Annotated in this window: 13 protein-coding genes; 6 read left to right on the top strand and 7 right to left on the bottom strand. The window is 65.7% G+C overall.

The window, feature by feature from the left end:
* Positions 1 to 36 precede the first annotated feature (36 nt).
* A complete protein-coding gene (locus HLA91_RS12300; RefSeq protein WP_170274921.1) occupies positions 37 to 921 on the top strand; it encodes a MurR/RpiR family transcriptional regulator in 885 nt (294 codons plus the stop codon).
* An 89-nt stretch (positions 922 to 1,010) separates the two neighbouring features.
* Entirely contained in the window at positions 1,011 to 2,420 is a 1,410-nt protein-coding gene (locus HLA91_RS12295; protein ID WP_170274920.1) for a sodium:solute symporter family transporter, read from the top strand.
* A 134-nt stretch (positions 2,421 to 2,554) separates the two neighbouring features.
* Here HLA91_RS12295 and HLA91_RS14240 read toward each other — a convergent pair whose 3' ends face one another.
* The 4 genes from HLA91_RS14240 to HLA91_RS12275 all read right to left on the bottom strand — a co-directional run bounded on the left by HLA91_RS14240 (position 2,555) and on the right by HLA91_RS12275 (position 6,903).
* The gene (locus tag HLA91_RS14240) at positions 2,555 to 4,081 is read right to left on the bottom strand and encodes a 2-oxo acid dehydrogenase subunit E2 (RefSeq protein WP_170274919.1); all 1,527 of its coding nucleotides are present in this window, start codon (positions 4,079 to 4,081) and stop codon (positions 2,555 to 2,557) included.
* Positions 4,078 to 5,103, bottom strand: a complete 1,026-nt coding sequence (locus HLA91_RS12285) for an alpha-ketoacid dehydrogenase subunit beta (protein ID WP_170274918.1) — start codon at positions 5,101 to 5,103, stop codon at positions 4,078 to 4,080. The genes HLA91_RS14240 and HLA91_RS12285 overlap by 4 nt, the downstream gene beginning before the upstream one ends.
* A complete protein-coding gene (gene pdhA, locus HLA91_RS12280) occupies positions 5,100 to 6,212 on the bottom strand; it encodes a pyruvate dehydrogenase (acetyl-transferring) E1 component subunit alpha (RefSeq protein WP_170274917.1) in 1,113 nt (370 codons plus the stop codon). The genes HLA91_RS12285 and pdhA overlap by 4 nt, the downstream gene beginning before the upstream one ends.
* Positions 6,213 to 6,450: 238 nt before the next feature.
* Positions 6,451 to 6,903 carry an Lrp/AsnC family transcriptional regulator gene (locus HLA91_RS12275; RefSeq protein ID WP_165884162.1) on the bottom strand — a complete coding sequence of 151 codons (453 nt, stop codon included), beginning with the start codon at positions 6,901 to 6,903 and terminating at the stop codon, positions 6,451 to 6,453.
* A 134-nt stretch (positions 6,904 to 7,037) separates the two neighbouring features.
* Between HLA91_RS12275 and paaZ the strand changes: the two genes are divergently transcribed.
* The 3 genes from paaZ to HLA91_RS12260 all read left to right on the top strand — a co-directional run bounded on the left by paaZ (position 7,038) and on the right by HLA91_RS12260 (position 10,515).
* Positions 7,038 to 9,128, top strand: a complete 2,091-nt coding sequence (paaZ, locus tag HLA91_RS12270; protein WP_170274916.1) for a phenylacetic acid degradation bifunctional protein PaaZ — start codon at positions 7,038 to 7,040, stop codon at positions 9,126 to 9,128.
* A gap of 125 nt (positions 9,129 to 9,253) precedes the next feature.
* Positions 9,254 to 9,532: a hypothetical protein gene (locus HLA91_RS12265; RefSeq protein ID WP_170274915.1), complete on the top strand. Its 279-nt coding sequence runs from the start codon at positions 9,254 to 9,256 to the stop codon at positions 9,530 to 9,532.
* Positions 9,532 to 10,515, top strand: coding sequence for a zeta toxin family protein (locus HLA91_RS12260; RefSeq protein ID WP_170274914.1), 984 nt, complete (start codon positions 9,532 to 9,534; stop codon positions 10,513 to 10,515). Before HLA91_RS12265 ends, HLA91_RS12260 begins: the two co-directional genes overlap by 1 nt.
* A gap of 46 nt (positions 10,516 to 10,561) precedes the next feature.
* Here HLA91_RS12260 and HLA91_RS12255 read toward each other — a convergent pair whose 3' ends face one another.
* The 3 genes from HLA91_RS12255 to paaI form a co-directional block, all read right to left on the bottom strand.
* A complete protein-coding gene (locus HLA91_RS12255; protein WP_170274913.1) occupies positions 10,562 to 11,167 on the bottom strand; it encodes a TetR/AcrR family transcriptional regulator in 606 nt (201 codons plus the stop codon).
* Positions 11,168 to 11,239: 72 nt separating this feature from the next.
* A complete protein-coding gene (gene paaK, locus HLA91_RS12250) occupies positions 11,240 to 12,610 on the bottom strand; it encodes a phenylacetate--CoA ligase PaaK (protein WP_170274912.1) in 1,371 nt (456 codons plus the stop codon).
* A 53-nt stretch (positions 12,611 to 12,663) separates the two neighbouring features.
* Positions 12,664 to 13,110 (bottom strand): hydroxyphenylacetyl-CoA thioesterase PaaI, encoded by a 447-nt coding sequence (paaI, locus tag HLA91_RS12245; RefSeq protein WP_204514235.1) that lies wholly within the window; start codon positions 13,108 to 13,110, stop codon positions 12,664 to 12,666.
* A gap of 388 nt (positions 13,111 to 13,498) precedes the next feature.
* Here paaI and HLA91_RS12240 point away from each other — a divergent pair, with 388 nt between their 5' ends.
* Positions 13,499 to 14,416 (top strand): Abi family protein, encoded by a 918-nt coding sequence (locus HLA91_RS12240; protein WP_170274911.1) that lies wholly within the window; start codon positions 13,499 to 13,501, stop codon positions 14,414 to 14,416.
* The last annotated feature ends 42 nt before the right edge of the window (positions 14,417 to 14,458 follow it).

Below are 14,458 nucleotides of genomic sequence, written 5' to 3'. Positions count from 1 at the left end.
TCAAACGTAACCTGCTGCAAAGGTGTTTGCAATACGATGGCTGATGGCACCGTGCTCTGGATAGAGAAGCTCATTGGAGACCGGACTCCCTCTCCGGCGATTGCGCGTGTGCTCGGTGTCATCTCGTCTGAACCTGAGACTGCCGCGTTCGCGACTGCGCAGCAGGTCGCGACAATGGCCGGGGTCAACGTTGCTTCAGCGACGCGCTGTGCTCAGTACCTGGGGTATCGCGGCTGGCCGGACTTCGTGACCGACCTGCGTGGCCACTATCTCGCTACCCTCACTGCTGATCGCATTATGGGCCAGAGTGAAGCTGCTTTTGATCGCACAGTGAGTTCTTCGATCGCCGAAGACATTCGGATGCTTGAGCTCCTGCTGGAGGCGATCGACGAAGACGAGATGGTTGCGGCCGCTCGGATGATCGCCTCGGCTCGCAGTACGGCGGTCCTGGCGACCGGTTACTGTTCCGGGCCAGGCGGTGTGCTGGCGCATGGTGCGCAGCTTTTCGGGTTCAATGTCGAGCAATACGCCGGGTCAGCCACGGCGCAGATCAATGCCGCCAGGCGGCTCGGAGAAGACGATGTGCTCGTGGTCTTCAACGTCTGGAAGACCACCGACGTCATCAATCAGCTGGCACTGGAGGCCGCCTCTCGAGGTGTGCCTCTGCTCGTCATCGCCGATCGTTCGACTGCTGTGACTGAAGCCGCCGACCACTCCATTCTCGTGTCGAGCGGAAGTCCTCGGTACCTTCCGTCGATGACGGGAGTGTTCTCTGTTGTGCAGGCAGTGCTCAAGCTCATCGCCACTGAACATCGCGAGAACGTCGAGAAGAGCCTGCGTCGTGTCGATCAGCTTTGGCATGGGCTTGGCGTCGTGAAGGACGATCCGACTGCGTTGGACGTTTCTGCGATTCTCGACTGACGCTCGGGGCAGTCTGCAAAAGTCCTTGCACCACGGTGTGATTCGTGTAACTATTCACGCATGCTTATCAGCCGAACTGAGGAGGATCCGTGTCCGTGGTGAATATCAGTGTCCTGGTCGGGTACCTACTGCTCATGGTCCTTGTTGCTGCGTGGTTCTCTCGTAAGTCGGCGATGAAGGACGGCGAGGATTTTATGTTGGCCGGGCAATCCCTGCCACCGTGGGTGCTCGCTGGCACTCTGCTCGCGACTTTCGTCGGTTCCGGTTCGATCATCGGCGGAGCGAGCTTCATCTTCGCCAATGGGCCGATTCCGGGAGTCTTCTTCTTCCTGGGCACGTTCGTCGGAATCATCGCGCTGTCTCTGATGGCGAAGAAAGTGCGCGAGAATTCCTTCCACACCGTGCCAGAACTGCTGCGTGCACGGTTTGGTCAGGCCACGGGTGTCATCGGTACGATCGTCGTCCTCGTCGCATTCATCGGGATCGCCGCGTACCAGTTCACCGGGGCAGGCTACATCTTCACCCTCATCACACCTCTGTCCGAGGTGCAGGGCACGCTCATCGCCGTTGTCGTCATCACCTTCTTGTCACTGTCAGGCGGACTGAAATCCGTAGCGTGGACCGACTTCCTCTCTTCAGCGCTGATCGTCATCGGTTTGCTGGCAACGCTGTACTTCGTTTTCGTGCATGACCTGGGCGGCTTCGGCGGCTACGTCAACCAGCTCGACCCGGCATTCCGCACAGTGACCGGAAAACTGACCCCGCTGCAGATCCTGGGTTACTTCCTCCCACTCTTCCTCCTGGTACTTGGCGACCAGAACATGCACCAGCGCCTTGCCGCTGCGCAGAGCCCGGCGAGCGCACGCAAGGCAACCGGGTTGTTCTTTATCGGTGCGATATTCATGGTGGCGCCAATCATACTGCTGGCCTCGGCAGCGACGATCGTGAACCCATCGTCTGAAGCCGATATGGCGATCCTCGGGCTTGCGGCAGGGGACTTCACCCCTGCAGTCGTTGGGGCGACGCTCCTGGTTGCCGCCCTGGCGCTCATCGTCACAACCGGTTCGTCGTACCTGCTCACATGCTCAGGCAACATCGTCTACGACCTCGTGTTCCGTGGGCGCCGTCGCGAACCGTCGCACGAGCGCAGCCAGGTTGTCGTCGGCCGAATCGCAGTGGCTGCAGTTGCCGTGCTCGCCTTCGTCATGGTCCAGTTCTTCCCCACGCTGCTGGAACTGCAGATGTACGCCTACACGATGTACGGGGCCGCGGTGACGCCCACGGTGTTGGCGGCGCTGTTCTGGAAGCGTGCCAGCGCTGCGGGAGCAGTGGCATCCATGCTGATCGGCGGGATCGCGACAATCCTATGGGAGGTCTTCGGCCCCGCCGAAGAAGTCCGTTCGGTGGTCATCGCCGCTCCGATCGCCATCGTCGTGCTGATCGTCGTTTCGCTCGCAACGAAACCGGCCGCTATGGTCGATCGTCCTGCCCGGGTGTAGCGCTGCCTCGACAGCACAAAGCCCCGGTCGGAGATCCCGTGGATCTCCGACCGGGGCCCAGCCGTGCTCCTATGAGCGCGGGCACGCCACGATCTGCGTCAGCAATTCGCCTGTGAGCTGGCGGCCGGTCGAGCTCAGATATCAGCTAAGAAGCTGATGGGATTCTCGATGCAGTCGGCGATGAAGGTGATGAACTCGCTGGGCTCACGGCCATCGCACACCCGGTGGTCGAACACGAACGACAGGTACATCACCTTGCGCACCGTCAGCTCACCGTCGACCACCCACGGCCGCTCCTTGATCCGGCCCAGGCCGAGCATCGCGACTTCGGGCAGGTTGATGATCGGTGCCGATCCGTCGACGCCGAACACACCGTAGTTGTTCAGCGTGAACGTCCCGCCGCTCAGTTCGGAGGGGTCGAAGCGCCCGGTTGAGGCCTTGTCGACCTTGTCCCCGATCGCATCGCGCAGCTGCCGCAATGTCATCCCGCCAGCACCGTGGACGACCGGGACCATGAGCCCGCGCGGGGTGTCGGCGGCCAACCCGAGGTTGACGTCTGCATGCACGCGGATCTCACCGGCGGCCTCATCGACAGAAGAGTTGAGGATCGGCCACTTCTGCAGGCCAGCGGTGACGAACCGGGCGACGAGCGACATGACCGAGAACTTCTCGCCGTGCTTGGCTTCGAGCTGCTTCTTGGCAGCCAGCAGCTCGGTGGCGTCAACGTCGAGCCAGATCGTGGCCTCCGGGACCTCCTGGCGCGAGCGGGACAGCCGTTCGGCGACGACCTTGCGCAGCCCGGTCAGCGGGATGACCGTGTCCGCACCCGAGGCGGTGGCAGCCGGTGCCGCGGTATCGCCTGTCTGCGTGCCGGTTTCGGAGCGGCGGGCGATCTCGTCCATGACGTCGCGGCGCATGACCATGCCGCCGGGTCCGGAGCCGGTGAGCTCTTTGGCGACGAAGCCGTTGTCGGCGGCCATCTTGCGCACCAGCGGTGAGACGACGCGGGAGAACTTCCCCGCGCCCGAGGCGCCGGTCGCCTCAGCCGAGGCAGGTGCGGCACCCGGGGCGGCCGGGGCAGGCGCGGTATCCGGCGCAGCCGAGGGCTGGGCTTGGGCTGCTGGCTGCGGCTGGGCGGCCTGGTGACCGGTCTTCCTGCCGAAGCTGCGGCGGCCGGAGCGTGTGGCGCCGGAGACCTCCTTGGTGCCGTAGCCGATGAGCACAGCACCGGAGCCTTCGCTCTCCTCGCCGGGGGCGGGAGGTGTGTCATCGCCGTCGGTGGAGCGCAGTGCCGTGCCGGGCACGACGTCCTCGCCGCCGGATGGTCCCGCACCGTCAGCAGCACCGTCATCCGCGGCGCCGCCTCCAGTGCTGCCGGCGGCGCTACCTCCAGCGCTGCCGTGTTCGCCGCCGATCGTCAGGATCGCCTGACCGGCGTGGACGGTGTCGCCCTCGGCGAAGTGCAGGGCGGTGACGACACCGGCATAGGGGCAGGGCAGGTCGACGACGCTCTTGGCGGATTCGACCTCGGCGACGATCTCGTCGATCGCGACGGTGTCACCGACTTCGACCTTCCAGCTCACCACCTCGGCCTCGGTCAGACCCTCGCCCAGGTCCGGGAGGATGAAGTCCTGGCCGGTGCTCGTGTGTGTGGCGGTCACAGCTCCCACTCCCACTTGTCCAAGGCATCGAGGATGCGGTCGGGTGTCGGCAGGTAGAACTCCTCGAGCTTCGGGGCCGGGAACGGCACGTCGAAGCCGGTGATGCGCAGCACCGGGGCGGCCAGCGAGGTGAAGCAGCGTTCAGTCACCCGGGCTGCCACCTCGGCGCCGTAACCGCAGAACTGCGCGGCCTCATGCAGGACAGCAGCCCGTGAGGTCTTCGCAACCGACGCGGCGACGGTGGCGTCGTCGAAGGGGGAGAGGCTGCGCAGGTCGATGACCTCGATCGATACACCCTCCTCGGCACCGGCCTCAGCAGTGGCGAGCGCGGTGCGCACGGTCGGGCCGTAGGACAGCAGCGTGACATCGCTGCCCTCACGCACGACCTGCGCCTCATACATCGACGCGGTCTGCACCGGCAGGGTCAGCGTGTCCTTCGACCAGTAGCGGGACTTCGGCTCCATGAAGATGATCGGGTCCGGGCTTGCGATCGCCTCACGCAGCATCGAATACGCATCAGCCGGGTTCGACGGGGTGACGACCGTCAGCCCTGGGGTGGCGCACCAATAGGCCTCCGAGGAGTCCGAATGGTGTTCGACACCGCCGATGTCGCCAGCACACGGGATGCGGATGACGATCGGCAGCTCGACCTGTCCTCGGGTGCGATTGCGCATCTTGGCCACATGCGACGCGATCTGCTCGAACGCCGGGTAGGAGAAGGCATCGAACTGCATCTCGACGACCGGGCGCATCCCGGCCATCGCCATGCCGACAGCGGTGCCGATGATCCCGGATTCGGCCAGCGGGGAGTCCCACACGCGCTCAGCGCCGAACTCTCCGCGCAGCCCGTCGGTGACGCGGAAGACACCGCCGAGCCGGCCGACGTCCTCGCCGTAGACGACGACGGAGTCATCGGCTGCCAGCGCATCGCGCAGCGCGGTGTTGAGTGCGGTCGTCATCGACACCGGGCGTGTGCTCGCCTCGGTCTCCGTGCCCGAGGCGGTGGTCATCTCAGCAGTCATGACACCTCTTCCAGCTCGGCAGCCAGCAGGGCGCGCTGCTCGGCCAGAGCTGGGCGGGCGTGGGCGTAGACGTGGTCGAAGATCTCGAGCGGGTTGCGCTCGGCTTCGGTGTTCATCGCCTCACGGACCTCGGCGGCGAACTCCTCGGCATCGGCGGCGATCGCCTCGACCGAGCCGTCGTCGAGTGCACCTGTCTGGCGCAGGTAGGACTCCAGGCGCGCGATCGGGTCGCGGCGCTTCCAGATGTCGACCTCGGCCCCGTCGCGGTAGCGGGTCGGGTCATCGGAGTTCGTGTGCGCTTCGATCCGGTAGGTCAGGCCCTCGATCAGGGTCGGGCCATCACCGGCGCGGGCGCGGTCGATCGCGGCGGTGACGACGGCGTAGACGGCGGCGACGTCATTGCCGTCGACGCAGTAGCCGGGCATCCCGTAGCCGATCGCCTTGTCCGCCAGCAGGGTGGCGTTGGTCTGCTCGCGCAGCGGCACCGAGATCGCGTACTGGTTGTTCTGAATGAAGAACACCGTCGGGGTCTGCCACACGGCAGCGAAGTTGAATGCTTCGTGCGCATCGCCCTCGCTGGTGGCGCCGTCGCCCATGAACGTCAGGGTCGCGGTGTCCTCACCGCGCAGCGCGGCGGCCATGCCGAAGCCGGCGGCGTGCAAGCCCTGGGTGGCCAGGGGAGTGGCTGCCGGTGCGGTGCAGTGGGCGTGCGGGTCGAAGCCGCAGTGCCAGTCGCCGCGGAAGGCTGCGAGGATCTCCGGCACCGGAATCCCGCGGGTGAGCAGGGCGGCGGAGTCGCGGTAGGTGGGGAAGAGCCAGTCGGTGTCCTTGAGCGCAGACACCGCCCCGATCTCGCAGGCCTCCTGGCCGGCGGCTGACGGGTAGGTTGCCAGACGTCCCTGGCGGGTGAGCGCAGTGACCTGGGCTTCGAAGCGCCGGGCGATGACCATCCGGCGGTAGAGCTTGAGCAGCATGTCAGCCGAGGGCATGCGCAGACCGTCGGGTGCTTGGGCGTCGGTGACCTGGCCGGCTTCGTCGATGAAGCTGATCGGGTGCAGCGACGGCACCTCCCTGGCGGCGTCGGCAGAGCGTGGAATGTCGATAGTCATGCAACCATCGTCCTGTGATCGCGATCACGGCACCAGCAGACCGGGTCACTGCCAGACGGGTGGCCGACCGTCAGCGCTTTATCGGACGAACGCGCGTGGAGACTCAGGTGTGCTGGGACATTCGTCCACCAGGCCCGAGGCGGTTTGCGTACGGCTGCAACGGAACCGGGGCGCTTTAGACATGATGGGTCAAGCGGGCCCGGTCGGCGGTGACCGCTAGGTGGTGTGAAAAGTCCGCTCAGCTGCCGGGGCGGTGCCCGTCGACTTCGTCGAGGACGAGCAGCGAGCGGGTCGAGACGATGCCGGGAATCTCGTGCACCTGCCGCAGGATCACCTGGGACAGCTCAGTGTTCGACGGCGCGTTGACGGTCAGCAGCGCGTCGATATCGCCGCTGACGGCCTGGACCTTCTCGACGAACGGCAGGGCGGCCAGGTCATCGCGGACATCCGGCCACGGGCGCTCGCCGATCTTGACGACGACGACAGCCGAGACGGTCATGCCGAGGGCGGCTTTGTCGATATCGGCGGTGAAGCGGCGGATGGCACCGGATTCGATGAGGGCGTTGAGCCGGGAATGGGCGGCGGAGCGGGAGATGTGCACGCGCTCGGCCAGCTGCCGGATCGACGAGCGGGAGTCGGCGACGAGGGCGGCGATGATCCGGCGGTCGATGTCATCGATGTCACGCGCCATGTGCAGACTCCTCGCGTCCGGATTGGCCAACAGCTTAGTACCCATGACAATAACTGACCGAACGGTTAGTATGAAAAGCGCTGCCCGCGCACCCAGCGGCGGGCACGACGACGACGTCGATCTTAGGAGCCGCCATGACCGAAATCCTCACCTCCTACGCCTGCGGGACATGGACTGCCCCCGCCGCCGACACCTCGGGAACGGCCGACGACACTTCGCAAGGATCTCAGCCGCACGTACGCACGATCTGCGACCCGGCCACCGGCACCGCACTGGCCGGCGTGTCGTCTGCGGGCATCGACTTCTCAGCCGTCGTCGCCCACGCCTGCGACACCGGCGGGCCGGCCGTGCGTGCGCTGACCTTCCACCAGCGCGGCGTCATCCTCAAGGCCCTGGCCACCTACCTCAACGAGCGCCGCGACCGCTACCACGCGATCTCGCTCACCACCGGCGCGACCGCCCGCGATGGCCTCATCGACATCGACGGCGGCATCTCGACGCTGTTCTCCTACTCCTCGGTCGCCCGCCGGCAGATGCCGAACTCGACCGTCTACCTCGACGGCGGCGTCGAGCGCCTGTCGAAGCGCCAGACCTTCGCCGGCCAGCACATCTGCACCGCCCGTCCGGGAGTGTCCGTGCAGATCAACGCCTTCAACTTCCCCGTCTGGGGGATGCTGGAGAAGTTCGGGCCGATGTTCGCCGCCGGCCAGCCGGTCATCGTCAAGCCGGCCACCAACGGCGCCCAGCTCACCCACGCCGTTGTCACCGACATCATCGAATCCGGCCTGCTGCCCGAAGGTGCGCTGCAGCTCATCTGCGGGTCGACCGGCGACCTCTTCGACCACCTCAGCGAACAGGACACCATCGCCTTTACCGGCTCGGCGACCACCGCCCGGACGCTCGCCTCCCATGCCTGCGTGACCGAGCGCGGCACCCGCTTCTTCGCCGAAGCCGACTCGCTCAACTTCTCCCTCCTCGGTCCCGACGCCGGTCCCGGCAGCGAGGAGTTCGACCTCTACGTCCGCCAGCTTGTCACCGAGATGACCGCCAAGGCCGGCCAGAAGTGCACCGCCATCCGCCGTGCGCTCGTGCCCGCCGAGCACCTCGACGCCGTCGCCGAGGCGGTGGCCGGCACGCTCGCCGGCGTCACCGTCGGCAGCCCGCACGACGAGGCGACCCGCATGGGCCCGCTCGTCTCCGCTGACCAGGCTGACGATGTGCGTGAGGCGATCGGCACCCTGACAGCCGCCGGCGCAGAGGTAGTGTGCGGCGGCGAGGCGGCCGGCGCATCGGGGGAGGGGTCGGCTTCACGTGCGTTCGTGCCCCCGACTCTGCTCAAGGCCGCCGCTGACGTCGATGCCGTCCACGACGTCGAGGCCTTCGGCCCGGTCGCCACGCTCGTGCCCTACAGCTCGCTTTCCGAGGCTGTTGAGATCGCTGCCCGCGGCCGCGGTTCGCTCGTCGGCTCGGTCGTCAGCCACGACCCCGAGGTCGTCCGCGAGGTCGTCCTCTGCACCGCGCCCTGGCACGGCCGCATCCTCGTCCTCGACCGCGACGACGCCAAGGAATCGACCGGCCATGGCTCACCGCTGCCCACCCTGGTGCACGGCGGGCCCGGCCGCGCCGGCGGGGGAGAGGAGCTCGGCGGCATCCGCTCGGTGCTGCACTACATGCAGCGCACCGCCATCCAGGCCTCACCTGATATGCTCACTGCGATCACCGGCACCTGGACTCCTGAAGCCGCCCGCCGGACTGAGGGCGGTCACCCCTTCGGCAAGGACTTAAGCGAGCTGCGCATCGGCGACACGATCGTCGGCGGCCCGCGCGAGGTGACCCTGGAGGACGTCGAGCACTTCGCCGAGTTCACCGGCGACACCTTCTACGCCCACACCGATGAAGAGGCCGCAGCTGCCAACCCCTTCTTCCCCGGCCGTGTGGCCCACGGCTACCTCGTCGTCTCGTTCGCAGCCGGCCTGTTCGTCAAGCCCGAGCCCGGCCCGGTGCTCGCCAACTACGGCTTGGAGAACCTGCGCTTCATCACACCGGTCTCACCGGGAGATGAGCTGACCGTGACGCTGACGGCCAAGCAGATCACCCCGCGCGAAACTGATGAGTACGGCGAAGTCCGCTGGGATGCGCTCGTGACCAACCAGAACGACGACATCGTCGCCACCTACGACGTGCTCACCCTGGTCGAGAAGGAAGCCGGGAAGAGCAAGAGCTGAGTGCCGAAAACGTTCGGATCGGTGAGACCCGAGCCGCGCCACGGCACATTCAATCGAGTTGCCGCTTCGAGGTTCTGACTGGGAACCCACCCCATTAGAATGGGATCGAAGATAGGAGGCCGACCATGTCTCAGAGCGCAGCATCAGAACAAACAGTTGTCAGCGGTTACGCGGGCATCTCGACAGCGATGTTGTATGACGTTGCCCGGCACACATCGTCGGTCCTCTCAGCAGAGTTTCTCGCCCGCCGCGACTCTTCCGCTTCCGAGGAGGACCGCGAATTCTGGGCGTCGCGACGCAGGTTGCTCAAGCAGCAGGTCCGTGCGCTCGATCCAGAGGACCGGGCCGTCCTCATCGCCCAAGATGCAGCCTGGAAGGATCAGATCAAGGCGCTGGTCGGCTAGTGGAGGGCAGCGCCGAAGTCGGGTCGGAGGCGTGGCTCGATCACGTCTTCGGACGTGACGTCAAGAACGACCTTTTCGACGGACACCGGCCGCGGCGGAATCCGATCCTCATACTCCTCGGTGGCCAGCCTGCCGCTGGTAAGACACGCGCCCAGTTCGCAGTGACCGCTGAGTATCGCAGCGAGGACCTTGTCGAGATCACCTGCGACGACCTGCGCGAGTTTCACCCGGCGTACAGGCATCTGGCGCTGGAAGAACCGCTCGCCATGCCAAACGAGACTGCTCCGGTGTCAGGAGGCCTCGTCCGGCGCGCGCTCGAGTACGGGAGATCGCATCGATACTCGATCCTGCTGGAAGGAACCTTCCGCGACGCAGTGATGGTGACGGCGACGGTGCGGCGTTTCGCGTCAGCCGGTTATCGAGTGCACGTGGTCGCGGTTTCGACACCCCCAGCTGTTTCGCGCCTGTCTGCTGAGGAGCGTTCACTCGATCGCGGATACCCCCACCTCGGACGATGGGCGCCTCCGAGCGCGCATGAGTCCGCACTTGCAGAGGCTGCGAATGTCGTCGCCGCACTCGAAGCCCTTCCGCACGTCAGCCGCATGGATGTCTTCTCTCGCTCCGGGCGTCTTTACACAAATGAACGAGGCGCGGATGGCTCCTGGCTGAATTCGGTTGCGTGCGAGCGAGTATTCCGTGAGCACCAGGCACAGTCGTTGTCAGCTGAAGATGCTCGATTGTGGCTCCTCCGATTCGCCGAGGCTTTTGCCAAGGCGGTCGGACGCCCGGCATATTTGGGAGCCGAAACCGGCAGTGCCTACATTCGGCTGCAGCACGATGCGCAGTCGATGATCGACCTGCTCACCGAAACCGGAAACACGCCAGTGATGAGCTTCGTTCAGCAGCAGTCTGAGCGTAACGATGTGCTGCGTCAGATGCTTCCTGCAGATCTTCTGGCGACATTGCCGCTACCAGGGGAGTGACCGGTCAGCGTCGAGTTCGTGTCCAGCCCGAGCCTAGCAACGCTGACTACGCCCGCAGCCCCTCGAAGGCGATCGTCGCCACGGCATCCGCGACGGTTTCGGCGTCGCGGTCTGGGCGCGGCCGGTACCACTCGGTCAGCGAGTTGACCATCCCGAAGAGCAGGCGGGTGATGAGTCCGGGGTCGATGTCGCTGCGCAGGGATCCTTCGGCGATCGCGGCCTCGACGAGTGCGCGGGTGCGCTCATCGATCTCGCGGCGCTTCTCGAGTGCCCGCCGCTCTGCCGCCGAGGTGCCGCGCACCCGCAGCAGCAGGGCGACGGAGTCGCGGTAGGTGATGAGCACCTCGACGCTGCGGCGGATGACCGCTCGCAGCCGCTCTTCGGCAGAGATCTCGGTGCGGGCGTCCTGGGAGTCGATGACGGCGAAGAGCTGATTGAGGCCCTGGGCGATGGCCTGCTCCAGGAGGTCTTCCTTCGAGCCGACATGATGGTAGATCGCCGATTTCGTGATCCCGAGCTCGCGGGCGAGTGCGTCCATCGATGTGCCGTGATAACCGCGCTCGTTGAAGATCTCGATGGAGCGCTCGATGAGCGTTTCGCGGTCGTATCCGGGCCGGCCGCGCCGGCGCGGTGTCCCCGTCTGCACAGTCATCCCACCATCTTAGGGCGAAAGAGCAGCTGCGCGGCCGCGGCGAGCACACCGCGACCGCCCTGCCGCATCTGCCTATCGGATGTCCTCGCGACGGTCGATGATGCGCTTGAGCTTGCCGACCGAACGCTGCAGCGTATCGGGGTGGACGATGATGACCGTCGAGGTCACCCCGACCGTCTCCTTGAGCCGCGCGGCGAGCCGACGCTCGAGTGCCTGCCAGGCGCTCGTCGGCAGGTCCGGGCGCGCCTCGACCTCGATGGTGAGCTCATCCATGCGGCCCGGGCGGGTGAGGACGAGCTGGAAGTGCGGGCTGAGCTGCTCGAAGTCGAAGATGACCTCTTCGACCTGTGCCGGGTAGAGGTTGACGCCGCGGATGATGATGAGGTCATCGGAGCGTCCGGTGATCCGCGACATCCGCCGGAACGCCGGCCGCGCGGTGCCCGGCAGCAGGCTGGCCAGATCGTGGGTGCGGTAGCGGATGATCGGGGTGGCCTGCTTGGTCAGCGAGGTGAAGACGAGCTCGCCTTCGGTGCCGTCGGGCAGCACCTCGCCGGTGAACGGATCGACGATCTCCGGGTAGAAGTGGTCCTCCCAGATCGTCGGGCCGTCCTTCGTCTCCGCGCACTCCATCGCCACACCTGGGCCCATCACCTCGGACAGGCCGTAGATGTCGACGGCGTCGAGGCCGAAGGTCCGCTCGATCTCCCGGCGCATCCCATCGGTCCACGGTTCGGCACCGCACACCGCGGTCCTGAGCGAGGTCTCGGCCGGGTCGATGCCCTGCCGGGCGAACTCGTCGGCGATCGTGAGCAGGTAGGTCGGCGTCGAGGTGATGATCTCGGGCTGGAAGTCCTGGATGAGCTGCACCTGGCGCGGGGTCTGCCCGCCGGAGATCGGCACGACGGTGTAACCGGAGCGCTCCGCACCGGTGTGCACCCCGAGCCCGCCGGTGAACAGGCCGTAGCCATAGGCGTTGTGCAGCATCTGGCCCGGCCGGGCGCCGGCGGCCCGCAACGACCGGCCCATGAGCGCCGACCAGCAGTTGATGTCGTCGTTCGTGTAGCCCACGACCGTCGGCTTGCCGGTGGTGCCCGAGGATGCGTGGATGCGGGCGACCTGGTCGCGGGGCACAGCGAACATTCCGAAGGGGTAGTTGTCGCGCAGGTCGGACTTGCGGGTGAAGGGTAGCTTCTGCAGGTCCTCCAGGCTCTGAATGTCATCGGGGTGCACATCGGCCGCGGCGAACGAGCGCCGATAGTGCTCCACGTTCTCATAGGCGTGGCGAACACTGGCCTTGAGCCGTTCGAGCTGCAGGGCGCGCAGCTCATCAAGGCCCATGCGCTCCTCGGCATCGAGGGTCTGCGGGTCCGGTGCCTGCCCGAGGTGCCGCTGGGCACCCGTTCCCGAGGCGGTGGTCGTGGAGGGGGCGGTGGGGTCGGCCATGAGGTGAGGACTCCTTCGTCTCAGCGGCAGGGGAGCGGGTCGGTTGGGAGAGGTCAGCGGCCGGTCGGCGGTGCCGGCAGGGTGCGGGAGCGGCCGCGGTAGACGGCGATGAGCTCCTCGCCGCGGAACACCTCGACGTCGTAGATGCCCGAGCGTCCCGTGGCAGCCACCCGCCTGCCGTGGGCGGTGAGCGTGTCACCGGTGCGGCTCGGGCGCAGGAAGGTGATGTCCCCGCCCGAGGCGACGGTCACCGAGCCGATGGAGTTGCAGGCCATTGCGAAGGTCGTGTCGGCGAAGAGGAAGACGTAGCCGCCGTGGGTGATGCCGTGGCCGTTGACCATCGTCTCGGTCACGGTCATTGAGCAGGTCGCGTGACCGTCGCCGTGGTCATCGAGGCTGATCCCGAGGTGGCGGGAGGCCAGATCGTTGGCGTACATCGCCTCGGGGCCGGTGTGCTCCTGTCCGCCGATGAGTTGAGGGGCGGGCTGAGTGTCGGTCATGGGGCTCCTCCTTGAGCACGCGGCGATTAAACGACCATTTGGTCATTAAATGTCCACCCTCGAGGACTGTGCTGTCAACCACACGGGCGAAATGTCTCAAGATCCGGTGGGATGCAGCGAGCGAATCTGAGTGTGATGCTAGCTGTAACTGCGGGGCGGTGTAGGTGCGGATCGGAAGGCTGTGGTGGTGACAGGCGAACGTGCGAACTTTTCGCGATGTGATCGGCTGGAGTCGCGGCCCGGTTCTGACACTGTCCAAGAGTTTCAGCGGCAGGTGGTCTCGTGCGCATCAGTTGCGGTAAAATCCCAAGTAACATGACCGGTTCCGCTGCCCACTTCGGTGGGAGTCCAGGGCCGGTCTTCGTTTGCTGAAAAGGTGATCCCGCTAGTGACTCTGGCGAAGCAGTTCAAAACGTACGCAGAGCAGGTCGAGCTGCTGCGTTCGCGTGGGATGCGTGTCGAGGACCCAGTTCGTGCCGAGCACCTTCTGACTCGGCTCAACTACTATCGTTTGTCGGGATATTGGTATCCGATGCGCCGCTTTGCCCCAGCCACAGGCGAGGCGCTAGACGAGTTCGTCGATGGCGCATCGTTCGACTTGGTTATTGCGCTCTATGGGTTTGACGAGCGGTTGCGGCATGCTGTGTTCAACGAGCTGGACCGAGTCGAGCTGGCCGTTCGAGCCATGCTCGGATACGAACTGGGGCGTATCGATCCGCTGGTCCACCTGTCCGTAAACCTCTTAGCCCCGCGTGCACGTCAGCGACGCAACGACGGCCGCAGTATGCATGAAGTCTGGCTAGGAAAATACACAGCTGCTTTGAAGGCTTCCAGAGAAGACTTCGTCGCTCATCACAAAGCAAAATACAGCGGGGATATGCCCATCTGGGCTGCAGTGGAAATTATGGACTGGGGTATGCTTTCCCACCTGTACGGCATGTCGCCGAATATCGTCCGCAACCGCATCGCTGACCAATGTCAGCTGAAAGCCCCGCAGCTTGAGTCTTGGTTGAAATCGCTGAATATCGTACGTAACTACGCGGCACATCATGCTCGGATGTTTAACCGCGTCTACGACATCAAACCCAAGCTGAGCGACGACCGGCGGCTGATTCCGGTGGCTGGGGGAATGAACCGGGCTTTCGGCCAACTCACGCTGATCCAGTACTTGCACCGGGAACTCGGCCTCTCGTCGGCGGAGCATTTGCCGGCGCTGTTACGTACTTACCCCGACAACGAGATCGTCCCGCTGGCGCGAACGGGAGCCCCTGAGGGCTGGGCGAACCTCGCGCTCTGGGCGCGATAGTCATCGCGGTGGCAGGCGCACTCATGACCAGTGGCGTGCAGC

Origin of the sequence: Brevibacterium luteolum (assembly GCF_013004595.1) — a bacterium.
In the GTDB taxonomy this organism is placed as follows: Bacteria; Actinomycetota; Actinomycetes; order Actinomycetales; family Brevibacteriaceae; genus Brevibacterium; species Brevibacterium luteolum.
The sequence above is the reverse complement of the archived record's forward strand: the minus strand, read 5'-3'. Positions and strand labels throughout refer to the sequence as shown.